Source organism: Kitasatospora aureofaciens (genome assembly GCF_019192735.1).
In the GTDB taxonomy this organism is placed as follows: Bacteria; Actinomycetota; Actinomycetes; order Streptomycetales; family Streptomycetaceae; genus Kitasatospora; species Kitasatospora aureofaciens_A.
On record NZ_JAHTKP010000043.1, the window covers coordinates 21,573 to 41,671 of the forward strand.

16 protein-coding genes and 2 tRNA genes are annotated in these 20,099 nt (G+C 71.2%); 6 read left to right on the top strand and 12 right to left on the bottom strand.

What is annotated here, in order from left to right:
* Positions 1-17: 17 nt before the first annotated feature.
* Entirely contained in the window at positions 18-2,657 is a 2,640-nt protein-coding gene (locus KV557_RS30270; RefSeq protein WP_218204737.1) for a valine--tRNA ligase, read from the bottom strand.
* Positions 2,658-2,850: 193 nt separating this feature from the next.
* Here KV557_RS30270 and KV557_RS30275 point away from each other — a divergent pair, with 193 nt between their 5' ends.
* Together KV557_RS30275 and KV557_RS44205 are read left to right on the top strand one after the other, a co-directional pair.
* Positions 2,851-3,681 carry a hypothetical protein gene (locus KV557_RS30275; protein WP_218204738.1) on the top strand — a complete coding sequence of 277 codons (831 nt, stop codon included), beginning with the start codon at positions 2,851-2,853 and terminating at the stop codon, positions 3,679-3,681.
* Between the two features lie 75 nt (positions 3,682-3,756).
* Positions 3,757-4,557: a hypothetical protein gene (locus tag KV557_RS44205; RefSeq protein ID WP_218204739.1), complete on the top strand. Its 801-nt coding sequence runs from the start codon at positions 3,757-3,759 to the stop codon at positions 4,555-4,557.
* A 69-nt stretch (positions 4,558-4,626) separates the two neighbouring features.
* Here KV557_RS44205 and clpX read toward each other — a convergent pair whose 3' ends face one another.
* From clpX to KV557_RS30305, 5 genes are all read right to left on the bottom strand, one after another.
* A complete protein-coding gene (gene clpX / locus KV557_RS30285) occupies positions 4,627-5,916 on the bottom strand; it encodes an ATP-dependent Clp protease ATP-binding subunit ClpX (RefSeq protein ID WP_063347569.1) in 1,290 nt (429 codons plus the stop codon).
* Between the two features lie 249 nt (positions 5,917-6,165).
* Positions 6,166-6,828, bottom strand: a complete 663-nt coding sequence (locus tag KV557_RS30290; RefSeq protein WP_218204740.1) for an ATP-dependent Clp protease proteolytic subunit — start codon at positions 6,826-6,828, stop codon at positions 6,166-6,168.
* 56 nt (positions 6,829-6,884) lie between these two features.
* Positions 6,885-7,499 (bottom strand): ATP-dependent Clp protease proteolytic subunit, encoded by a 615-nt coding sequence (locus KV557_RS30295; protein ID WP_218204775.1) that lies wholly within the window; start codon positions 7,497-7,499, stop codon positions 6,885-6,887.
* Between the two features lie 296 nt (positions 7,500-7,795).
* Entirely contained in the window at positions 7,796-9,193 is a 1,398-nt protein-coding gene (gene tig, locus KV557_RS30300) for a trigger factor (RefSeq protein WP_218204741.1), read from the bottom strand.
* Positions 9,194-9,490: 297 nt separating this feature from the next.
* Positions 9,491-9,564 (bottom strand) — tRNA-Pro (locus tag KV557_RS30305).
* A 168-nt stretch (positions 9,565-9,732) separates the two neighbouring features.
* On the opposite strand from KV557_RS30305, the gene KV557_RS30310 reads away from it, so the two are divergent.
* Positions 9,733-9,803: transfer RNA gene (locus KV557_RS30310), tRNA-Gly, on the top strand.
* 63 nt (positions 9,804-9,866) lie between these two features.
* Here KV557_RS30310 and KV557_RS30315 read toward each other — a convergent pair.
* Positions 9,867-10,427 (bottom strand): DUF6197 family protein, encoded by a 561-nt coding sequence (locus KV557_RS30315; RefSeq protein ID WP_218204742.1) that lies wholly within the window; start codon positions 10,425-10,427, stop codon positions 9,867-9,869.
* Between the two features lie 203 nt (positions 10,428-10,630).
* Here KV557_RS30315 and KV557_RS30320 point away from each other — a divergent pair, with 203 nt between their 5' ends.
* Entirely contained in the window at positions 10,631-11,422 is a 792-nt protein-coding gene (locus KV557_RS30320) for a DUF6348 family protein (protein WP_218204743.1), read from the top strand.
* Positions 11,423-11,453: 31 nt separating this feature from the next.
* Here KV557_RS30320 and KV557_RS30325 read toward each other — a convergent pair whose 3' ends face one another.
* The 4 genes from KV557_RS30325 to KV557_RS30340 form a co-directional block, all read right to left on the bottom strand.
* Positions 11,454-11,651 (bottom strand): hypothetical protein, encoded by a 198-nt coding sequence (locus KV557_RS30325; protein WP_218204744.1) that lies wholly within the window; start codon positions 11,649-11,651, stop codon positions 11,454-11,456.
* A 541-nt stretch (positions 11,652-12,192) separates the two neighbouring features.
* Positions 12,193-13,422 (bottom strand): PP2C family protein-serine/threonine phosphatase, encoded by a 1,230-nt coding sequence (locus KV557_RS30330; protein WP_218204745.1) that lies wholly within the window; start codon positions 13,420-13,422, stop codon positions 12,193-12,195.
* A gap of 300 nt (positions 13,423-13,722) precedes the next feature.
* Positions 13,723-14,208, bottom strand: coding sequence for a ribose-5-phosphate isomerase (locus KV557_RS30335; protein ID WP_218204746.1), 486 nt, complete (start codon positions 14,206-14,208; stop codon positions 13,723-13,725).
* Positions 14,209-14,264: 56 nt separating this feature from the next.
* The gene (locus KV557_RS30340; RefSeq protein ID WP_218204747.1) at positions 14,265-14,864 is read right to left on the bottom strand and encodes a biotin transporter BioY; all 600 of its coding nucleotides are present in this window, start codon (positions 14,862-14,864) and stop codon (positions 14,265-14,267) included.
* Between the two features lie 267 nt (positions 14,865-15,131).
* Between KV557_RS30340 and KV557_RS30345 the strand changes: the two genes are divergently transcribed.
* Positions 15,132-16,544, top strand: coding sequence for an amino acid permease (locus KV557_RS30345; protein WP_218204748.1), 1,413 nt, complete (start codon positions 15,132-15,134; stop codon positions 16,542-16,544).
* A gap of 79 nt (positions 16,545-16,623) precedes the next feature.
* Here KV557_RS30345 and KV557_RS30350 read toward each other — a convergent pair whose 3' ends face one another.
* Positions 16,624-17,256, bottom strand: a complete 633-nt coding sequence (locus tag KV557_RS30350) for a DsbA family protein (protein WP_218204749.1) — start codon at positions 17,254-17,256, stop codon at positions 16,624-16,626.
* Positions 17,257-17,477: 221 nt separating this feature from the next.
* Between KV557_RS30350 and pepN the strand changes: the two genes are divergently transcribed.
* Positions 17,478-20,069: an aminopeptidase N gene (pepN, locus tag KV557_RS30355; protein WP_218204750.1), complete on the top strand. Its 2,592-nt coding sequence runs from the start codon at positions 17,478-17,480 to the stop codon at positions 20,067-20,069.
* Positions 20,070-20,099: the final 30 nt, after the last annotated feature.

Sequence of the window (20,099 nt, forward strand, 5' to 3'; positions counted from 1 at the left end):
GGCTACGGACGGGCGGCTCAGCCCTGCGGCAGCGCCGCGATCTGGGCGGTGATCCGGGCGATGTCGGCCTCGGCGGCGTCCTGGCGGGTCCGGATCTTGGCGACCACGTCGTCCGGCGCCTTGGCGAGGAACGCCTCGTTGCCGAGCTTGGCGGTGGTCTGCGCCTTCTCCTTCTCGGCGGCCGCGAGGTCCTTGGCGAGGCGCTTGCGCTCCGCCGCGACGTCGATGGTGCCGGAGAGGTCCAGCGACACAGTGGCGCCGGCGACCGGGAGCGAGGCGGTGGCCGCGAAGCCCTCCTCGGGGACGGTCAGCCGCAGCAGCGAGCGGATCGCGTCCTCGTGGACCACCAGCACGGTGCCGTCCAGCTCCAGCTTCGCCGGGACGCGCTGGCCCGGCTTCAGGCCCTGGTCCGAGCGGAACCGGCGGACCTCGGTGACCACCTGCTGGAGCGTGGCGATCTCGGCCTCGGCCTCGGCGTCGCGGTAGCCGCTGTCCTTCGGCCAGTCGGCGATGACCAGCGACTCGGCACCGGTCAGCGTCGTCCACAGGGTGTCGGTGACGAACGGCACGATCGGGTGCAGCAGCCGCAGCGTGACGTCCAGGATCTCGCCGAGCACCCGGCGCACGGCGTCGGCCTGCGGACCGCCCTTTGCCAGGGTGGTCTTGGAGAGCTCGACGTACCAGTCGAAGACCTCGTCCCACGCGAAGTGGTACAGCGCCTCGGAGAGCTTGGAGAACTGGTAGTCCTCGTACAGCCCGTCCACCTCGGCGACCGTGCTGTTGAGGCGCGACAGGATCCAGCGGTCGGTCGCGGTCAGCTCCTCCGGCGCGGGCAGCGGGCCCTCGACGGTGGCGCCGTTCATCAGCGCGAAGCGGGTGGCGTTCCAGATCTTGTTGGCGAAGTTCCGGGCCGCCTGGACCCAGTCCTCGCCGATCGGCACGTCGACGCCCGGGTTGGCACCGCGCGCCAGCGTGAAGCGCAGCGCGTCGGAGCCGTACTTGTCCATCCAGTCCAGCGGGTTGACCACGTTGCCGAAGGACTTCGACATCTTCTTGCCGTTCTGGTCACGGACCATGCCGTGCAGCGCGATGGTGTGGAACGGCGGGGTGCCGTCCATCGCGTAGAGGCCGAACATCATCATCCGGGCGACCCAGAAGAACAGGATGTCGTAGCCGGTGACCAGGACGGAGTTCGGGTAGAACTTCGCCAGGCTCTCGGTCTGCTCCGGCCAGCCGAGCGTGGAGAACGGCCACAGGCCGGAGGAGAACCAGGTGTCCAGGACGTCGGTGTCCTGGTGCCAGCCCTCGCCGGCGGGCGGCTGCTCGTCCGGTCCGACGCAGACGACCTCGCCGTTCGGGCCGTACCAGACCGGGATGCGGTGGCCCCACCACAGCTGGCGCGAGATGCACCAGTCGTGCAGGTTGTCGACCCAGTCGAAGTAGCGCTTCTCCATCTCCTGCGGGTGGATCTTCACCCGGCCGTCGCGGACCGCGTCACCGGCGGCCTGCGCGAGCGGGCCGACCTTGACCCACCACTGCATGGACAGCCGCGGCTCGATGGTGGTCTTGCAGCGCGAGCAGTGGCCGACCGAGTGGACGTACGGGCGCTTCTCGGCGACGATCCGGCCGTCGGCGCGCAGCGCGGCGACGATCGCCGAGCGGGCCTCCAGGCGGTCCAGGCCGAGGAACGGGCCGTGCGCGGTGATGACGGCGTGCTCGTCCATGACGGTGATGGCCGGCAGGTTGTGCCGCTGGCCGATCTCGAAGTCGTTCGGGTCGTGCGCGGGCGTCACCTTGACGGCGCCGGTGCCGAACTCCGGGTCGACGTGCGCGTCGGCGACGACCGGGATGCGGCGGCCGGTGAGCGGCAGCTCGATCTCGGTGCCGACCAGGTGCTTGTAGCGCTCGTCCTCCGGGTGGACGGCCACCGCGGTGTCACCGAGCATCGTCTCGGCGCGGGTGGTCGCGACGACGATCGAGTTCTCGCCCTCGCCGTAGCGGATCGAGACCAGCTCGCCGTCGTCGTCCTGGTACTCCACCTCGATGTCCGAGATGGCGGTCAGGCAGCGCGGGCACCAGTTGATGATGCGCTCGGCCCGGTAGATCAGCTCGTCGTCGAAGAGCTTCTTGAAGATGGTCTGGACGGCCTGGGACAGGCCCTCGTCCATGGTGAAGCGCTCGCGGGACCAGTCGACGCCGTCGCCGAGGCGGCGCATCTGACCGGAGATCTGGCCGCCGGACTCCGCCTTCCACTTCCAGACGCGCTCGACGAAGGCCTCGCGGCCCAGGTCGTGGCGGGACTTGCCCTCCTTGGCGAGCTCGCGCTCGACCACGTTCTGGGTGGCGATGCCGGCGTGGTCCATGCCCGGCTGCCACAGCGCCTCGTAGCCCTGCATCCGCTTGCGGCGGACCAGCGCGTCGATCAGCGTGTGCTCGAAGGCGTGGCCCAGGTGCAGGCTGCCGGTGACGTTCGGCGGGGGGATGACGATGGTGAACGGGGGCTTGTCGCTCTTGGCGTCCGCGGTGAAGTAGCCACGCTCCACCCAGCGCTCGTACAGCTCGCCCTCTACGTCCGCGGGGGTGTAGGTCGTCGGGAGGGTTGCCGCATCGTCCCCGGGGGTGGTGCTCACGGGGCGCTGGTTCGTCGTGTCGGTCACGACGCACAGTTTACGTAACCGGGGGCGTGGGTTACGAACCGCTTTCGGTCCGCGGACTCCGTGTGCCCGGCCGGGTCCGGCGTGGGCGGCGTGCGATACCGTGCCCGGGCACTCGTCCGGTTTTCCGGGCAGTAACGGGACAACGGGACAACAACCAGACAGGCCGCAAGGTGCGGCGGGGGAGCACAGACAGATGTACGGCCAGAACCAGCAGTATCCGCAGGGACAGCCGCAGCCTTACGGGGGACAGCCCCCGTACGGCCAGCCGCAGCCGCAGCCGCAGCCGCAGTACGGCGCGCCGCAGCCCCAGTACGGCTACCCGCCGCAGGGGCAGCCCCAGTACGGCGCGCCCCAACAGCCCTACGGCGTGCCGCCGCAGGCCCCGTACGGGCAGCCCGGGTACCCGGCGCCGCCGAAGAAAAGCAAGGCCGGCCTGGTGGTCGGTCTGGTGATCGGCGCGCTGGTGCTGGGTGGCGGCGGCTTCGCCGCCTACAAGTTCATCGGCGGCGGCAGCGACGCGGGCGGCAAGTACAAGATCGCCGCCCCGCAGAGCCTCCCGGACGGGTACGTCAAGAAGACGGCCGAGGAGAAGCCCGCCGACACCAGCAAGCCCGAGGCCGCCAAGCTCGGCACGGACCTCAACGTCCTGGTGGCCAGCTACACCAAGGCCCCCGACCCGCTCGACGGCATCTCGGTGATCGGCGTCTACGGGACGCTCAACGACCCGAACCAGATCATCGAGGACTCGAAGAAGGACGGCGGCGGCGCGACCTGGTCCACGCCGATGACCGAGTTCCCGGCGCAGGACAGCCACGCCTCCTCCGGAAAGCTGGAGTGCGGCGTGTACAGCATCCTCGGCGGCAAGAGCCAGACCACGGTCTGTGTCTGGGCGGACAAGTCCACCACCGGCCGCATCACGTTCTCGCACCCCAGCCTGACCGGCGCGGCGCCGACCCCGCTCACCCCGGCCCAGGCCGCCGACAAGGCCCGGGCCATCCGCGACGCGATGAAGGTTGCCAAGTAGCCTCGGGCGCCGTTGCTCACCGCCGCCCCGGGTTTCCGGGGCGGCGCCGCTCTCCCATCCCAAGAAAGGGCCCTCGTGACCGAGCAGAGCCCCCACGGCGCCCCGCCGCCGCCCGCCGGCCAGCCGTACGGCGCGGCACCCGTGCCGCCGCAGACCCCGCCCCCCGGCTACCCCGCGCCCGCTCAGGCCCCCGGCTACCCGGCGCCCGACCAGGCCGGCTACCCCGGGTACGACCAGGCCGGCGGCTACCCCGCGTACGGCATGTACGCCCCGCCTCCGCCGCCGCGCAAGTCGCACAAGACGCTGTGGATCGTGCTCGGCGTCGTCTTCGGCGTGCTGGTCCTGGGCGGCGGCGCGCTCGCGTACTTCGTCTTCGACCTAACCAGCAACGCGGGCACCCAGAAGATCGTGATGCCGGCCACGTTCAAGGACCTGAAGAAGAACGACGACCCCGCGACCACCCAGAAGATAGAGGACGAGCTCACCGCGGAGATCGGCAAGGGCGACGGCAACTGGAAGCCCACCGGCGTGGCCGGGGTCTACCAGGACGCGCAGTCGGAGCCGCAGCTGGTCGCGGTGGGCGTCTACGGCAAGGTGCTGCTGCCGAAGCAGGAGCTGGACCAGATGTTCACCGGCTTCACCTCCAGCGGCCCGAAGCTCGACAGCCGGCACGCGGTGGACGCCGGTCCCAAGGGCGGCACGATGGAGTGCGCCAACGCCACCGACAGCGACACCAAGATGGGCATCTGCGCCTGGGCCGACAACAGCAGCGTCGTCATGGTGCTGAAGGTCGCCACCGACGACACCCCGCCGGACCTGGACAAGCTCGCCGCCGACGCCCGCGACCTGCGCGCGGTCGCCGAGGTGGCCAAGTAACGGTCAGTCGTACGAGAAGGGGCCCCGCACCGGTCGGTGCGGGGCCCCTTCTCGTACGACGATCGCGGGTCAGGCGCTCTTCTCGCGCCGCTCGCGCTTGATCATGTCGCGCGGGACGAGGGTCGGGATCGCGTGCTTGGAGACCACGTCCCCGGTGACCACCACGCGGGCGACGTCCTGGCGCGAGGGGACCTCGTACATCACGGACATCAGCACCTCCTCCATGATGGCCCGCAGACCGCGCGCGCCGGTGCCGCGCAGGATCGCCTGGTCGGCGATCGCCTCCAGCGCGTCCCGGGAGAACTCCAGCTCCACCCCGTCCAGTTCGAAGAGCTTGCGGTACTGCTTGACCAGCGCGTTCTTCGGCTCGGTGAGGATCTGCAGGAGCGCCTCGCGGTCCAGGTTGTGCACGCTGGTGATCACCGGCAGCCGGCCGATGAACTCCGGGATCATGCCGAACTTCACCAGGTCCTCGGGCATCACCTGGCGGAAGTGGTCGCTGGCGTCCGACTCCCGCTTGGAGCGGATGTTGGCGCCGAAGCCGATGCCCTTGGCACCCGCGCGGCCCTCGATGATCCGCTCCAGGCCGGCGAACGCGCCGCCGACGATGAACAGCACGTTGGTGGTGTCGATCTGGATGAACTCCTGGTGCGGGTGCTTGCGCCCGCCCTGCGGCGGCACCGAGGCGGTGGTGCCCTCCAGGATCTTCAGCAGCGCCTGCTGCACGCCCTCGCCGGAGACGTCACGGGTGATCGACGGGTTCTCGCTCTTGCGCGCGACCTTGTCGATCTCGTCGATGTAGATGATCCCGGTCTCGGCCTTCTTGACGTCGTAGTCGGCCGCCTGGATCAGCTTGAGCAGGATGTTCTCGACGTCCTCGCCGACGTACCCGGCCTCGGTCAGCGCGGTGGCGTCCGCGATCGCGAACGGCACGTTGAGCATCCGGGCCAGGGTCTGCGCGAGGAGCGTCTTGCCGGAGCCGGTGGGGCCCAGCAGCAGGATGTTCGACTTGGCCAGCTCGATGGCGTCCTCGCGGCCGTTGCCGCCGCTGCGGCCCGCCTCGCCGGCCTGAACGCGCTTGTAGTGGTTGTAGACGGCTACCGACAGCGCCTTCTTGGCGAGGTCCTGGCCGACCACGTACTGGTCCAGGAACTCGTAGATCTCGCGCGGCTTCGGGAGCTCCTCGAAGCGCACCTCGGAGGTCTCGGCGAGTTCCTCCTCGATGATCTCGTTGCACAGGTCGATGCACTCGTCGCAGATGTACACGCCTGGGCCGGCGATCAGCTTCTTCACCTGCTTCTGCGACTTGCCGCAGAACGAGCACTTGAGCAGGTCGCCACCGTCTCCGATGCGTGCCACGAGGTGCTTCCCCTTCGCCAGGGGCCCCGCAGGGGTTCCGGGGCCTGGTGCTGTGGACCGTCAACGCCGACGGCGATCGGTCTCGCTATCCGACGGTACTCTGCCGGGCCCCTGATTCCGTCCTCTTCGCCGGGTCTGCCCTACGCCCTGGGCGAATTGATACCGAACAGATGCCGTCGCGGAGGCCGCCGACGGGTCCGGGGCGGGGCGCGCAACGGCGTGCGCGCCCCGCCCCGGAAGCTGCCGACCTCAGGAGGTCAGCGAGGTCTTGCGGGTGGAGATGATCTGGTCGATCAGGCCGTACTCGGCGGCCTCCTCGGCGGTCAGGATCTTGTCGCGCTCGATGTCCTCCCGCACCTGCTCCACCGACTTGTTGGAGTGCTTGGAGAGCATCTCCTCCAGCTGCTCGCGCATCCGGAAGATCTCCTTGGCCTGGATCTCCAGGTCGGACACCTGACCGCGGCCGGTCTCGGTGTACGGCTGGTGGATCAGGATACGGGCGTTCGGCAGCGCCATCCGCTTGCCGGGGGTACCGGCCGCGAGCAGCACGGCCGCGGCGGAGGCCGCCTGGCCCATGCAGACCGTGGTGATGTCCGGCTTCACGTACTGCATGGTGTCGTAGATGGCCGTCAGGGCCGTGAACGAGCCGCCGGGCGAGTTGATGTACATCTGGATCTCGCGGTCCGGGTCCATCGACTCCAGGCACAGCAGCTGCGCCATGATGTCGTTGGCCGAGACGTCGTCCACCTGGGAGCCGAGGAAGATGATGCGCTCCTCGAACAGCTTGGCGTACGGGTCGTACTCGCGGATGCCCTGCGTGGTGCGCTCGACGAAGCGCGGGACGATGTAGCGGCCCTCGGCGCGCATGTCCTCGACGCGGGCCTGGGCGGCCGACAGGCTGGGGATGTTCATGGGGGTTCTTGTCCTCCGGGGCGTTGGGGCTGTGGTCTCGTGGGCCGGGCCGAGGCTCAGGCGCCCGTGCCGCCGCCGCCGGGGACATCCGCGGCGCTGTGCATGATCGCGTCGATCAGGCCGTACTCCAGCGCCTCCTCCGGCGTGAACCAGCGGTCGCGGTCGGAATCCTTGGTGATCTGCTCGAAGGACTGGCCGCTATGGAAGGCGATCAGCTCGGACATCCGCTTCTTGGTGCGCAGCAGCTGCTCGGCCTGGATGCGGATGTCGGTGGCGGAGCCGCCGAGGCCGGCGGACGGCTGGTGCATCAGGATGTTGGCGTTCGGCAGCGAGAAGCGCTTGCCCTTGGCGCCGGCGGTCAGCAGGAACTGGCCCATCGAGGCCGCCATGCCCATCGCGATGGTGACGACGTCGTTCTTGATGTACTGCATGGTGTCGTAGATCGCCATGCCGGCCGAGATCGAGCCACCCGGGGAGTTGATGTAGAGGAAGACGTCCTTGTCCGGGTCCGCGGCCAGCAGCAGCAGCTGGGCGGTGATCTTGTTGGCGATGTCGTCGTCGACCTGCTGGCCGAGGAAGATGATCCGCTCGTTGAGAAGCCGGTTGTAGACCTGGTCGCCCAGGCCGCCGAGCACGTCACCAGAGGCGGCGTGCGGCGCCATCGGGCCCATCTGCATCTGCGGGAACGTCACTTAGCCACCTGCTCAGTCGATTTGGACGGTCGCGGGGCGGCCGTCACGGTGTCGCACAGCTTCCGGGTATCACGTCGTGATTGTTGCTGTCCAAGGACCCTAACGCGCAGGCCGGGCCGCAGAATCCCTCACGCAGAACTGTTCGCTGTGAGCGCAGGGTCGCACGAGCCGGACGGGGTGCCTCCGGGTGGAACGACAACGGCTGGAACGACAGCGGGCCCGGACACCGTTACGGCGTCCGGGCCCGCTGGGCGCTTCGGGGTTTACCGGGGCGATCAGGCCTCGGTCTTCTCCTCGGCGGCGGCCTCGGCGGCCTCGGTGGCCTCGACGGTCTCGGCCGACTCGTCGGTCTCGTCGTCGAAGTTGACCTCGTTGCCCTCGGAGTCGACGACCTTGGCGGCCTCGACCACGGTGGCCAGCGCCTTGCCGCGGGCGACCTCGCCGACCAGCAGCGGCACCTGGCCACCCTGGACGACCTGCTGGGCGAACTGGTCCGGGGTGAGGCCGGAGCCGGCAGCGCGGCGGATGAGGTGCTCGGTGAGCTCCTCCTGGTTAACGCCCAGCTCCTCGTCGGCGACGATCTGGTCCAGGACGAACTGGGTCTTGATGCCCTTCTTCGCCTGCTCCTCGATCTCCGCCTCCCACTCCTCGCGGGTCTTGCCCTGGGTCTCCAGGTAGGTGTCGATGGTCAGGCCCATCGGCTCCAGCTGGTGGTGCTCCAGGTTGTGCTTGCGGGTCTCGATCTCGTCCTTGAGAAGCTTCTCCGGGAACTCGATCTCGACCAGGCCGAGCAGCGCGTCCAGCACCTTCTCCTGGGCCTGGGTGGCCTGGTCGTACTCCTTCATGCGCTCCAGGCGCTTGCGGGAGTCGGCGCGCAGGTCCTCCAGGGTGTCGAACTCGCTGGCCAGCTGGGCGAACTCGTCGTCCAGCTCGGGCAGCTCCTTCTCCTGGACGGCGGTGACGGTGACGGTGACCTCGGAGGTCTTGCCCGCCTGGGTGCCGCCCTTGAGCTCGGTGTTGAAGGTGGCGGTGCCACCGGCCTCCAGGCCGACGACGGCGTCGTCGATGCCGTCGATCAGGCGGCCCGAGCCGATCTCGTAGCTGACGCCGTTGGCGGTGCCGTCCTCCGGCACCTCGCCGTCGACCTTGGCCACCAGGTCGACGACCACGATGTCACCGGCGGCGGCGGCGCGCTCGACGTCCTTGACGGAGGAGAAGCGCTCGCGCAGCTGCTCCAGCGACTTCTCGACGTCCTCGTCGGCGACGACGATCGCGTCGACGGTCACCTCGATGGAGGCGAAGTCCGGCAGGGTGATCTCCGGGCGGATGTCCACCTCGGCGGTGAACTTCAGGTCGCCGCCATCGGCGATCTTCTCGACACCCTCGATGTTGGTGATGTCGGGCTGGCCGAGGACCTCAATCTTGCCCTCGTCGACGGCCTGCGTGTAGAAGCGCGGCAGGGCGTCGTTGACGGCCTCCTCCAGCACGGCGCCACGGCCGAAACGCTGGTCGATGACGCGAGCCGGGATCTTGCCCTTGCGGAAGCCCGGAACCGTGACCTGCTGGTTGATCTTCTTGTACGCCGCGTCGAGGCTGGGCTTGAGCTCCTCGAAGGGCACCTCGACGGTGAGTCGAACCCGGGTCGGGTTCAGAGTCTCGACGGCGCTCTTCACGGTTAGGTCTCCTATGGGCTTGCGGTCAGGTTGCCTCCGCCGTCCCCGGACCGCCGGCCGGGGCCGGAACGGGTGGGTCGGGCGAGACGGGCGATGGGCGGTTGGAGCTGCATCTCCCGTGGGGGGGGGTGGACGGTGAGCGTGACTCCTCGCCCTCGTGCGGTTGACCTGGGTGGACGCCGCAGGGACTACCGCCAGCGCCCCATCCTACCGGTACCACGAAAGGCGGACGCCAGACGCCACCGTACCCTCAAACAGAACAGGGCCCCGCCCGGTGGACGAGACCCTGCCGCACTGTCGGGGTGACCGGATTCGAACCGACGGCCTTCCGCTCCCAAAGCGGACGCGCTACCAAACTGCGCCACACCCCGTGGTGCCGAGAGGAAGCGTACACGCCGGGCCCTTGCGGCCGGCCGACTTATTTCGGGGCGGGCCGAAGGAGTGTGCGGGAACGCCGAGGAAAATGCGGTGTGCGCGGGAGCGACCGGACCAGGTACGCTGTTCCCCGAACTTCCGGTCGGCAACGTCCGGGGGATCGTGCGGGCGTAGCTCAATGGTAGAGCCCTAGTCTTCCAAACTAGTCACGCGAGTTCGATTCTCGTCGCCCGCTCATCGGCCCGGCCCCGGTGCGTCCTCGCACCGGGGCCATCGGCGTTTCCGCGCGGGTCACGGGTCAGACCCCGAGGCGGCCGGCCCGGGCCGCGGCCCGGTCGAGCAGCTGGTGGACGTCGGCCTGCCGGGTGGTCGGGCGGTCGTTGTACTCGTCCGGGGAGTTCACCGGGCGGCCCGTGGCGTGCAGCACCTCCATCAGCTGGATCCGGGCGGTGCGGACGGTACCCGGGGTGCCGTAGCCGTGCGCGAGGACCGCGGCCTGCGCCCCGAGCAGGCAGACCCGGCCGCCGGCGTCCCACATCGCGCCCTGGAGCCAGCCGGCGGCACCGATGTAGCGGGAGGCCAGCCGCAGGTGGTCCGCGGCGCTGACCGGTACCGGGCGGGCGGGGCGGCGCAGCACCCGGTCGAGCAGGGTGGCCCGGGGCAGCGGGTGGCCGATGTGCCAGGGGCGCAGGGCGGTGCCGTACGGGCAGACGTACGGCACCGGGGTGCGCGCGGGGGCGGGCAGGGAGGCGAGGTAGGCCTCGATCTCGGCGACCAGGCCGGAGCCGTCCGGGCCCGTCAGTAGCGATGGAGGGAGGGCGAGGAGCGGCGGAGGGGGTGTCAGGTCGGTGCGGGGCATGCGGGTTCTCCAGGCGGACGGCCTTCAGGTTCCGCTCCCCAAAATGGTGCATTCAGGACATTCCCGCGACCGGAGGATCGGACGGTCCGGACGGTTTCCCGGTTGGCTGTCGGGCCGATAGCCTCGGCGGCGTTCGAGCGCAGTTCGAGGGCGCGTACGGAGCGTCACGCAGAACACTGCGATCCAGAGGTGGAGGAGTCCCGGTGCGTCCCGAGGAGCGACTGGCCGTCATACAGCGGTGTGTGGTCAGGGAGATGGCGCGGCTCGGGCAGGAGTTCCACGCGGACGGCGACGTGGTGCGCGGCCCGGGGACGACGGCGGTGGCCGTACGCGAGCACCCGGGGGACGATGGCGGCGGCCACGTCGACCTCGGCTTCGTGCTGCACCTGGGGCGCGCGGACGCGCCGGTGGTGTGGGACTGCGCGGCGGGCCTCGGCAAGACCGAGGAGGAGAAGCTCGCGAACGCGGTGAAGATGTGGGCGACCACCACCGCCTCGGTGCTGGTCGAGCTGACGGACGGCCGGGGCGTGCACGCCGACCACGCGGACCACGCCGAACTGCCCGGGTGGCACGTGGTGCAGGGTCCGGCGGCGGTGTTCGGGTTCGGCAACGAGCGGCTGGCGGCCTGGCTCGCGGAGCACCGGGTGCTGCCCGCGCTGGCGCCGGCGCTGCGGCCGGAGCTGACCGGGCCGGGCCCGGTCGGGGTGAAGCTCTTCCTGGGCGGGAAGGCGGGCGACGACGTCGCCGAGGTCCGGGTCAACGGCGAGGCGGCGTCGGCGGCGTCGGCGGCGCTGCGGGCGCTGGACTGGCCCCGGGGTGAACGGCTGTGCTGGGCGCGGCTGTTCGTGCTGCTGACAGCGGTGGAGCCGGTCGCACGGGCGGTGGCGCCGGCGAGTACCGCGGCACGCGCGCCGGTGCGCACGTCGACCCCGGCGACGGTGCGCCCCCGGGGACTGTTCGCTCGTTGGCGGGAGGCCAGACGGGCCGGCCGGTGACCCCTCGCGGGTGCTGCCGGCCCTCCAGCGGTCAGCCGCCGGTGATACCGGAGATGCTGTGCGCCAGGTTCGCGAGCAGGGCGTTGATCGAACCGGCGACCGTGGTCTCGTGCAGCATGAAGCCGAACAGGGCGGCGATGATGGCGTGCGGGATCTTCAGCTGCTTGTTGCGGATGAAGATGATGCACAGGATCGCGAACAGGACCAGCGCGGAGACGGAGAGTGCCACCCGGACTCACTTCCTCGTTTCATAGCGGGGTGCCACCGGCCGGCGGCACCTGCGAAGCCGGACCCCGGCCTGTCCGACGGTCCCGAGGCGGAATCGCGGACCGTCCGGCACACCACGGCCGGTGAGGGAGCGCGCAGCGATCGCACAAGGTCTGTCGTGCAGCACGTGACGCCCCCCATCCCCCGAATCCTGACCAGTCCCGCCCGGACTCAGTGTGGTCGACCGTGCCGATTGCGTAAAGGTCTGACTGTCAGCCCAACGCCGATATCCTGCGATGCGAGACGAGTTTCCGCCGTCCGAGACGATAGCCGAGTGGTTCTGACGAATCGTCGGCGGGGCCGCGCTGAGCGGCCGGGAAACGGGCGGGGGCGGGTAACGGAAGCGGCAGGTCCGGTCCGTCGACGGGCCGTCCGATTTGGCCGAAGATCAGCACCCAGGCTTGACAGCAGCTGCCGATGGCATGTGCCGGGGAACGGGCGGTTCCGCCGGCACCTCCTCAACCGACGGCTCCCCAGCTGCCGGTCCGTCAGCCGCGATCCCGTCAGTCGCGCCAGAGCAGCAGGACCGCGCGGTCGTCGTTGATGTCCCGGGCGACCGTCTCGATCAGCGCCCCGGCGGCGCCGCTGCCCGTGCCCGGACCGCCGCCGGGGACCAGCCGGTCCGCCTCCCCCATCAGCCGGTCCATGCCCTCGGCGAGGTCCCGGCCGGGCGCCTCGACCATGCCGTCGGTGCAGAGCATCAGCACGTCGCCGCGGTTCAGCCGGCCGCGCACGCCCTCGAACTTGGCGCCGTCGTAGATGCCGAGCAGCGGGCCCTCGGTGGCCTCCTTGACCTCCCAGCGCCCGGCGCCGGCGAGGCGCTGCATGCCGGGCAGGTGCCCGGCGGAGAGCAGTTCGTACTCGCCGGTGTCCAGGTCGAGCACCAGGTGGACGGCGGTCGCGAAGCCCTCCTCCCAGGACTGGCGCAGCAGGTAGCCGTTGGCGGCGGGCAGGAAGTCGTGCGCGGGCAGCGAGCCGAGCAGGCCGCCGAAGGCGCCGGAGAGCAGCAGCGCCCGGGAGCCGGCGTCCATTCCCTTGCCGGAGACGTCCGCGAGGACCACCTCCAGCACCCGCTGGCCCGGGCCGGTGCGGGCGGCGACCACGAAGTCCCCGGAGAAGGACTGGCCGCCGGCCGGGCGCAGCGCCATGTCGGCGTGCCAGCCGTCCGGCAGTTCGGGGACGCGGCTCTGCACCCGCAGCCGCTCGCGCAGGTCGAACAGCATGGTGGAGCCGCCCCACCAGGGCACGCCGACCCGGGCCCGGAACTGGGCCAGCAGCAGGCCGCCGACCCCGGCGGCGCCGACCACGAGGGCCGCGCCCGGGGTGACGCCGTAGGTGTAGGCCTCCGGGTTCAGGCTGGCGACCCGCTCGCCGGTGTGGATCACGGACTCGGCGGACAGGCCGAGCGCGGCGAGCGCGTAGAGCACCACCAGGCTGCCGGGTCGCAGCAGCAGGGCGCCGGCCAGGATCGGCAGCACGAGGGCGGTGGGCGGGGCCCAGGCTGGGATCCAGATGTTCAGCAGGATCAGCAGGGGGACGAGCAGGGCGAGCGCGCAGAGCACCGGCCAGTCGGCGGCGCCGCCGCGGAAGTAGTCGACACCGGCGGTGCGCAGCCTTCGGCGGACCCGGCGGAGTCTCTTGCGCAGCCGGGCCGTCACGGACTCGGACGCCGGGGCGGCGCCGGGCCTCGTCGCAGTCGTCTGGGGCGGTGCGCCCGGCGGTCTGCCAGCCATGGGGCCCGACCTTATCCACGGGCACCGCCCGGCGTCGACGGCTCGGACGCGGGCGGTCGCGCCGTGGCGCGGGCGCGTCAGCAGGTTTCGGCCGATCGGCGCGGGGGCGGGCGCGGCGTCAGGAGGCGTGCGCCGGTTGGGCGTACGAACCAGGCGGGCGGCGCATGCGCCCCGCGCGGCGGGGTTTTCGCACGCCGGTGGGCTGTGGCCGATGACACAGGGTGCGCGTGGCCGGGAACGACAGGGCCGGCCGCACTGGAGCGTGCGGCCGGCCGTCGGAGGGTGGGTGGAAAGGGGGGCTCAGCCCTGGGGGTGGTGGGCCGGGATCGGCGGGAGCTCGCCGGTGGTCTCGTACTCGCTCAGCATCTCGATCCGGCGGGTGTGCCGCGCCTCGCCGCTGTACGGGGTGTTGAGGAAGATCTCGACGAACTTGGTGGCCTCCTCGGCGGTGTGCATCCGGCCGCCGATGGAGATCACGTTGGCGTTGTTGTGCTGGCGGCCGAGCTCGGCGGTCTGCACGCTCCAGGCCAGCGCGGCCCGCACGCCCTTGACCTTGTTGGCGGCGATCGCCTCGCCGTTGCCGGAGCCGCCGATCACGATGCCGAGCGCCTCGGCGTCGGCGGCGGTGCGCTCGGCGGCGCGCAGGCAGAACGGCGGGTAGTCGTCCTCGGCGTCGTAGATGTGCGGGCCGCAGTCGACCGGCTCGTGGCCGGCCCCCTTCAGCCACTCCACGAGGTGGTTCTTCAGTTCGTATCCGGCATGGTCGGAGCCCAGGTACACGCGCATGCCCATGAGTGTGGCATGCGCGGACACCCGGGCTCCGCAAGGGTGCGGGAACGGCGTCAGCGGCGGCCGAGGAGCTTCCAGGCGAGCGGGAGGGCGCCGGCGGCGAGGGCGGCCTTCAGCGCGTCGCCGACCAGGTACGGGTAGAGGCCCAGCTCGGCGGCCCGGGCGAGGGACACGTGCAGCGAGAACGCCAGGTACGGGACGCCGACGGCGTAGATGGCGAGGCTGCCGAGGACCATCGTGACGGCGGTGTTCACCGGGGTGCGGTCGGCGCCGCGGCGGGCCAGGGCGCCGGTCAGGCCGGCCGCGAGGACGAAGCCGAGCACGTAGCCGAGCGAGGGCATGGCCCAGCCGGAGGTGCCCTCGGCGAACCAGGGCAGGCCCGCCAGGCCGGCCAGCAGGTAGAGGCCGAGCGAGGCGATGCCGCGGCGGGCGCCGAGCGCGGTGCCGACCAGCAGGGCGGCGAAGGTCTGCCCGGTGACGGGCACCGGCGAGCCGGGGACGTTGACCGACAGCTGGGCGGCCACACCGGTCAGCGCGGCGCCGCCGGCCACCAGGGCCAGGTCGCGGGCCTGGGCGCCCAGCCGGGTGGTGGCGGCGGGCAGCAGATCGGCGAGGACGGCGCGGCTCGGTATCGGGGTGCCGGCAGTGGCCATGGGGCTCTCCTCCAAGGAGTGCGCAGGTGAGTGAACACCTGTGAACCTACGTGGTGATCGACTCCGTGGCCGTCACGGTTTCGGACAAACCCCCGCCGGGGGCGGTTGTCGGGTCCGGCCCATCGGCGGAGAGTGACGATGCATGGCGGTTTGCGTCACCACGGGGTCCGCATGGTGGGCCCGGATCGGCCGCCGTTGGCATGAACTGCAGTGTCCCCGGATATTGGACAGCTCATGCCGCATTCCGCACAGTCTGGATCCGTCTCCATGGCCCCCACCTCCGCGCCCCCGGCGCCCGGGAGCACCGCCACTCCCCCGGCCGCCGGCCAGCAGCTCTCGCACGGGCTCAAACAGCGCCACCTGTCGATGATCGCGCTGGGCGGGGTGATCGGCGCCGGCCTCTTCGTCGGCTCCGGCGCGGGCATCGCGGCGGCCGGCCCGGCGATCATCCTGGCATTCACCCTCTCCGGCCTGCTGGTCATGCTGATCATGCGGATGCTCGGCGAGATGTCCGCCGCCCGCCCGGCCTCCGGCTCGTTCTCCGTCCACGCCGAGAAGGAGGTCGGCCCCTGGGCCGGGATCACCGCCGGCTGGATGTACTGGGTGATGCTCTGCTGCGGCGTCGCCGCCGAGGCCACCGCCGCCGGGAAGATCGTCAACGGCTGGGTCCCCGGCGTCTCCGCCTGGGTCTGGGTCGGCCTGTTCATGGTCTTCTTCTGCGCCAGCAACCTCACCGCCGTGAAGAACTTCGGCGAGTTCGAGTTCTGGTTCGCCACCATCAAGGTCGCCGCGATCATCGCGTTCCTGGTCCTCGGCGGGCTCGGCATCGCCGGTGTGCTCGGCCCCGGCGCCCCCGGCGCGACCAACCTGACCGGTCAGGGCGGCTTCCTGCCCACCGGCGTCAGCGGACTGATCGTCGGCCTGCTCGCCTCGGTGTTCGCATACGGCGGCCTGGAGACCGTCACCATCGCCGCCGCCGAGTCCGACGACCCCAAGAAGAACGTCGCCAACGCGGTGCGGACGGCGGTCTGGCGGATCGCGATCTTCTACATCGGCTCGATGGCCCTGGTCGTCACCCTGGTCTCCTGGAAGGACCCCTCGGTCGTCCAGGACGGCCCGTACGTCACCGTGCTGCGCCACCTCGGGGTGCCCGGCGCCGGGACGATCATGGAGGTGGTGGTGCTGATCGCGCTGCTGTCCGCCATGAACGCCAACATCTACGGCGCCTCCCGGATGGCGTACTCGCTGGTCGGCCGCGGGCAGGGCCCGAAGGTGCTGGCCAAGGTGAGCGGCGGGGTGCCGCGCCGGGCGGTGCTGGCCTCCTGCCTGTTCGGCTTCGGCGCCGTGCTGGCCGCCAAGTTCTGGCCGGCGACCGTGTTCACCTGGCTGATGAACACCACCGGCGTGGCGATCCTGGTGGTCTGGCTGTTCATCTGCGTCGTCCAGCTGCGGATGCGCCGCCGGCTGGAGCGCGAGGCGCCCGAGCTGCTCACCGTGAAGATGTGGGGCTACCCGTACCTGACCTGGCTGGCCATGGCTGCCGTGGCCGGCATCCTCGCGCTGATGACCACCACCGACGGCAACCGGCAGCAGCTGTACGCGGCCGGGGTGCTGGTCGCCCTGCTGACGGCGGCCGGGCTGCTCAAGCAGCGCCGGGACGCGGCCGCGCTCGGCTCGTAACTCCCCAACTCCCAACGCCTCTGCGCGACAGGCCCGGTACCGCCGAGCGGTACCGGGCCTGTCGCATGCTGCCGGGGGCCTACTCGAACGACGGGCCCGCCGTCCGGGTGCGCTTGATCTCGTAGAAGCCCGGGGTGGACGCGACGAGCAGGGTGCCGTCCCACAGCCGGGCCGCGGCCTCGCCGCGCGGGGTCGGGGTGACGACCGGGCCGAAGAAGGCGACGCGCTCGCCGTCCACGCCCTCGACCGCGATCACCGGGGTGCCGACGTCCTCGCCGACCAGGGTGATGCCCTCCTTGTGGGAGGCGCGCAGGGCCTCGTCGTACGCGTCCGTGTCGGCGGCGTCCGCCAGCTCGGCCGGCAGGCCCGCGGCCACCAGCGCCGCCTCGATGGTCTCCCGGTTCTGCGGGAGGCCCTGGTTGTGGATGCGCAGACCCAGCTCGGTGTAGAGCCGGCCGAGCACCTCGTCGCCGTGGTGCTGGGCGGCGGCGATGCAGACCCGCACCGCGCCCCAGGCGTTGTCCAGCAGCTCGCGGTAGTTCTGCGGCAGGTCGCGGTGCTCGTTGAGCACCGACAGACTCATCACGTGCCAGTTCACGTCCACCGGACGCAGCTGCTGGACCTCGATCAGCCAGCGGGACGTCATCCACGCCCACGGGCAGGCCGGGTCGAACCAGAAGTCGGCGGTCTTGCGCTCGGCGGCAGTCGTCACTGCGGTCGCCCTTCAAGTGAGTGTCCGGGGAGGAGGAAGTTCCACCCCCACGACGCCAACACCCGTCCCACTCCGCTGATTCCGCCCCGGCCGACCGGCCTGTGCAATGGTACCGGCGAGGGAGGGCGTGAAAGGATGCCCCTCGATGCGCCGCACACCCGCGCATCGGACCGCACCACCAGAGACGCACCACCGTGCGAGCCGGACAAAGGAGTACCGCCGTGCCGGGCAAGAACCTGAGCCGCGACGAAGCCCAGCACCGGGCCAGCATCCTGACCGTGGACGGCTACCAGGTCCGGCTGGACGTGGCCTCGGCCCCCGACCCCGCGGCCGCGACCTTCCGCTCCACCACCACCGTCGCCTTCCGCTGCTCCCAGCCCGGCGCCGCCACCTTCCTCGACCTGCTCGCCCCCGCCGTCCGCTCGATCACCCTGAACGGCCGCGCGGTCGACCCGGCCGCCGCGTTCGACGGCGCCCGCGTCCACGTCGACGGGCTCGCCGCCGAGAACGTCCTCACCGTCGAGGCCGACTGCGCCTACAGCCGCACCGGCGAGGGCCTGCACCGCTTCACCGACCCGGTCGACGGCGAGACCTACCTCTACACCCACTACGAGCCGGCCGACGCCCGCCGGGTGTTCGCGAACTTCGAACAGCCCGACCTGAAGGCCCCGTTCACCTTCACCGTCACCGCCCCGGCCGCCTGGGACGTGTGGTCCAACGCCGTCCACGAGAGCGTCACCGAGGAGGACGGCTCCCGCACCTGGGAGTTCGCGCCGACCAAGCCGATCTCGACCTACCTCACCGCCGTCGTCGCCGGCCCCTACCACGTCGCCCGCGACCACTACAGCCGCGAACTGCCCGACGGCAGCACGCTGGAGATCCCGCTCTCCGCGATGTGCCGCAAGTCCCTCGCCCGCTACTTCGACGCGGACGAGATCCTCGGCGTCACCAAGCTCGGACTCGACTTCTTCCACGAGGAGTTCGACTACCCGTACCCGTTCGGCAAGTACGACCAGGCCTTCGTGCCCGAGTACAACATCGGCGCCATGGAGAACCCCGGCTGCGTCACCTTCCGCGAGGAGTTCATCTTCCGCTCGAAGGTCACCGACGCCGCCTACGAGAGCCGCGCCAACGTCATCCTGCACGAGATGGCGCACATGTGGTTCGGCGACCTGGTCACCATGCGCTGGTGGGACGACCTGTGGCTGAAGGAGTCCTTCGCCGACTTCATGGGCTCCTACGGCCTGATCGGCGCCCGCACCCGGTACAGCTCGGCCTGGGTCACCTTCGCCAACCAGCGCAAGGCGTGGGCCTACCGGCAGGACCAGTTCCCCACCACCCACCCGATCACCGCCGACATCCGCGACCTCGAAGACGCCAAGCTCAACTTCGACGGCATCACCTACGCCAAGGGCGCCTCCGTCCTCAAGCAGCTGGTGGCGTACGCCGGTTCGGAGGCCTTCTTCGAGGGCGCCCGCCGCTACTTCAAGCGGCACGCCTTCGGCAACACCGAACTCGCCGACCTGCTGGACATCCTGGGGGAGACCAGCGGCCGCGACCTCAAGGCCTGGGCCGCCGCGTGGCTGCAGACCGCCGGGGTCAACTCGCTCACCCCGCAGGTCACCACCGACGCCGACGGCCGGATCACCGAACTCGCCGTCCTCCAGGACGGGGCTGCGGACGATTCTGCGACTCCGTCGCGTGGGCTCCGCCCGCACCGGATCGCCGTCGGCCTCTACGACCACGACACCGACGGCGCGCTGGTGCGCACCGCCCGGATCGAGCTCGACGTCACGGGCGCGCGCACCGTCGTCACCGAGGCAGCCGGCCGCCCCCGCCCGGCGCTCGTCCTGCTCAACGACGACGACCTCACCTACTGCAAGATCCGCTTCGACGCCGACTCGCTGGAGACGCTGCGCACCGGCCTCGGCGACATCCGCGACGAACTGGCCCGCGCGCTCGCCTGGTCCGCCGTCTGGAACCTCACCCGCGACGGCCTGATGCCCGCCCGCGACTACGTCGCCCTGGTGCTGCGCTTCGCCGGCCACGAGGGCAACATCGGCGTCCTGCAGTCGCTGCACACCCAGGCCAAGGGCGCCGTCGACCTGTACGCCGACCCGGCCTGGCGCGGCGAGGGCAGCCGCCTGCTCGCCGACAGCGCCCTGCGCGAGCTGCGCGACGCCGTGCCCGGCAGCGACCACCAGCTGGCCTGGGCCCGCTTCCTCGCCCAGACCGCCGGCGGCGCCGAGCACCTCGGCCTGGTCCGCGGCCTGCTGGTCGGCAGCGCCCGGATCGACGGCCTGGAGGTCGACCAGGAGCTGCGCTGGTCGCTGTGGCTGGCCCTGGCCGCCGCCGGCCAGGCCACCGACGAGGAGCTGGCCGGGGAGCTGGCCGCCGACAACACCGCCAGCGGCAAGCGCCAGTACACCCAGTGCCTGGCCGCCCGGCCCACCCCCGAGGCCAAGGCCGCCGCCTGGTCCGCCGTCGTCGACTCGGACGAGCTGCCGAACGCCCTGGTCGAGGCGAACATCGCCGGCTTTGCGCTGCCCGCGCACCGTGACCTCACCGCCCTCTACGCGGCGCCCTACTTCAAGCTGCTGGAGCGGGTCTGGGCCGAGCGGACCATCGAGATCGCGATGCGGATCGTCGGCGGCTTCTTCCCGCGCGCCCAGGTCGGCGAGCAGACGCTGGCCGAGGCGGACGCCTGGCTGGCCGGCCACCCGGACGCGGCGCCGGCGCTGCGCCGCCTGGTGATCGAGGGCCGGGACGAGCTCGCCCGGGCCCTGCGCGCGCAGGGCTGCGACCGGGCCTGACGGACGGCACGTGAAGGGGGATCCTGGCTC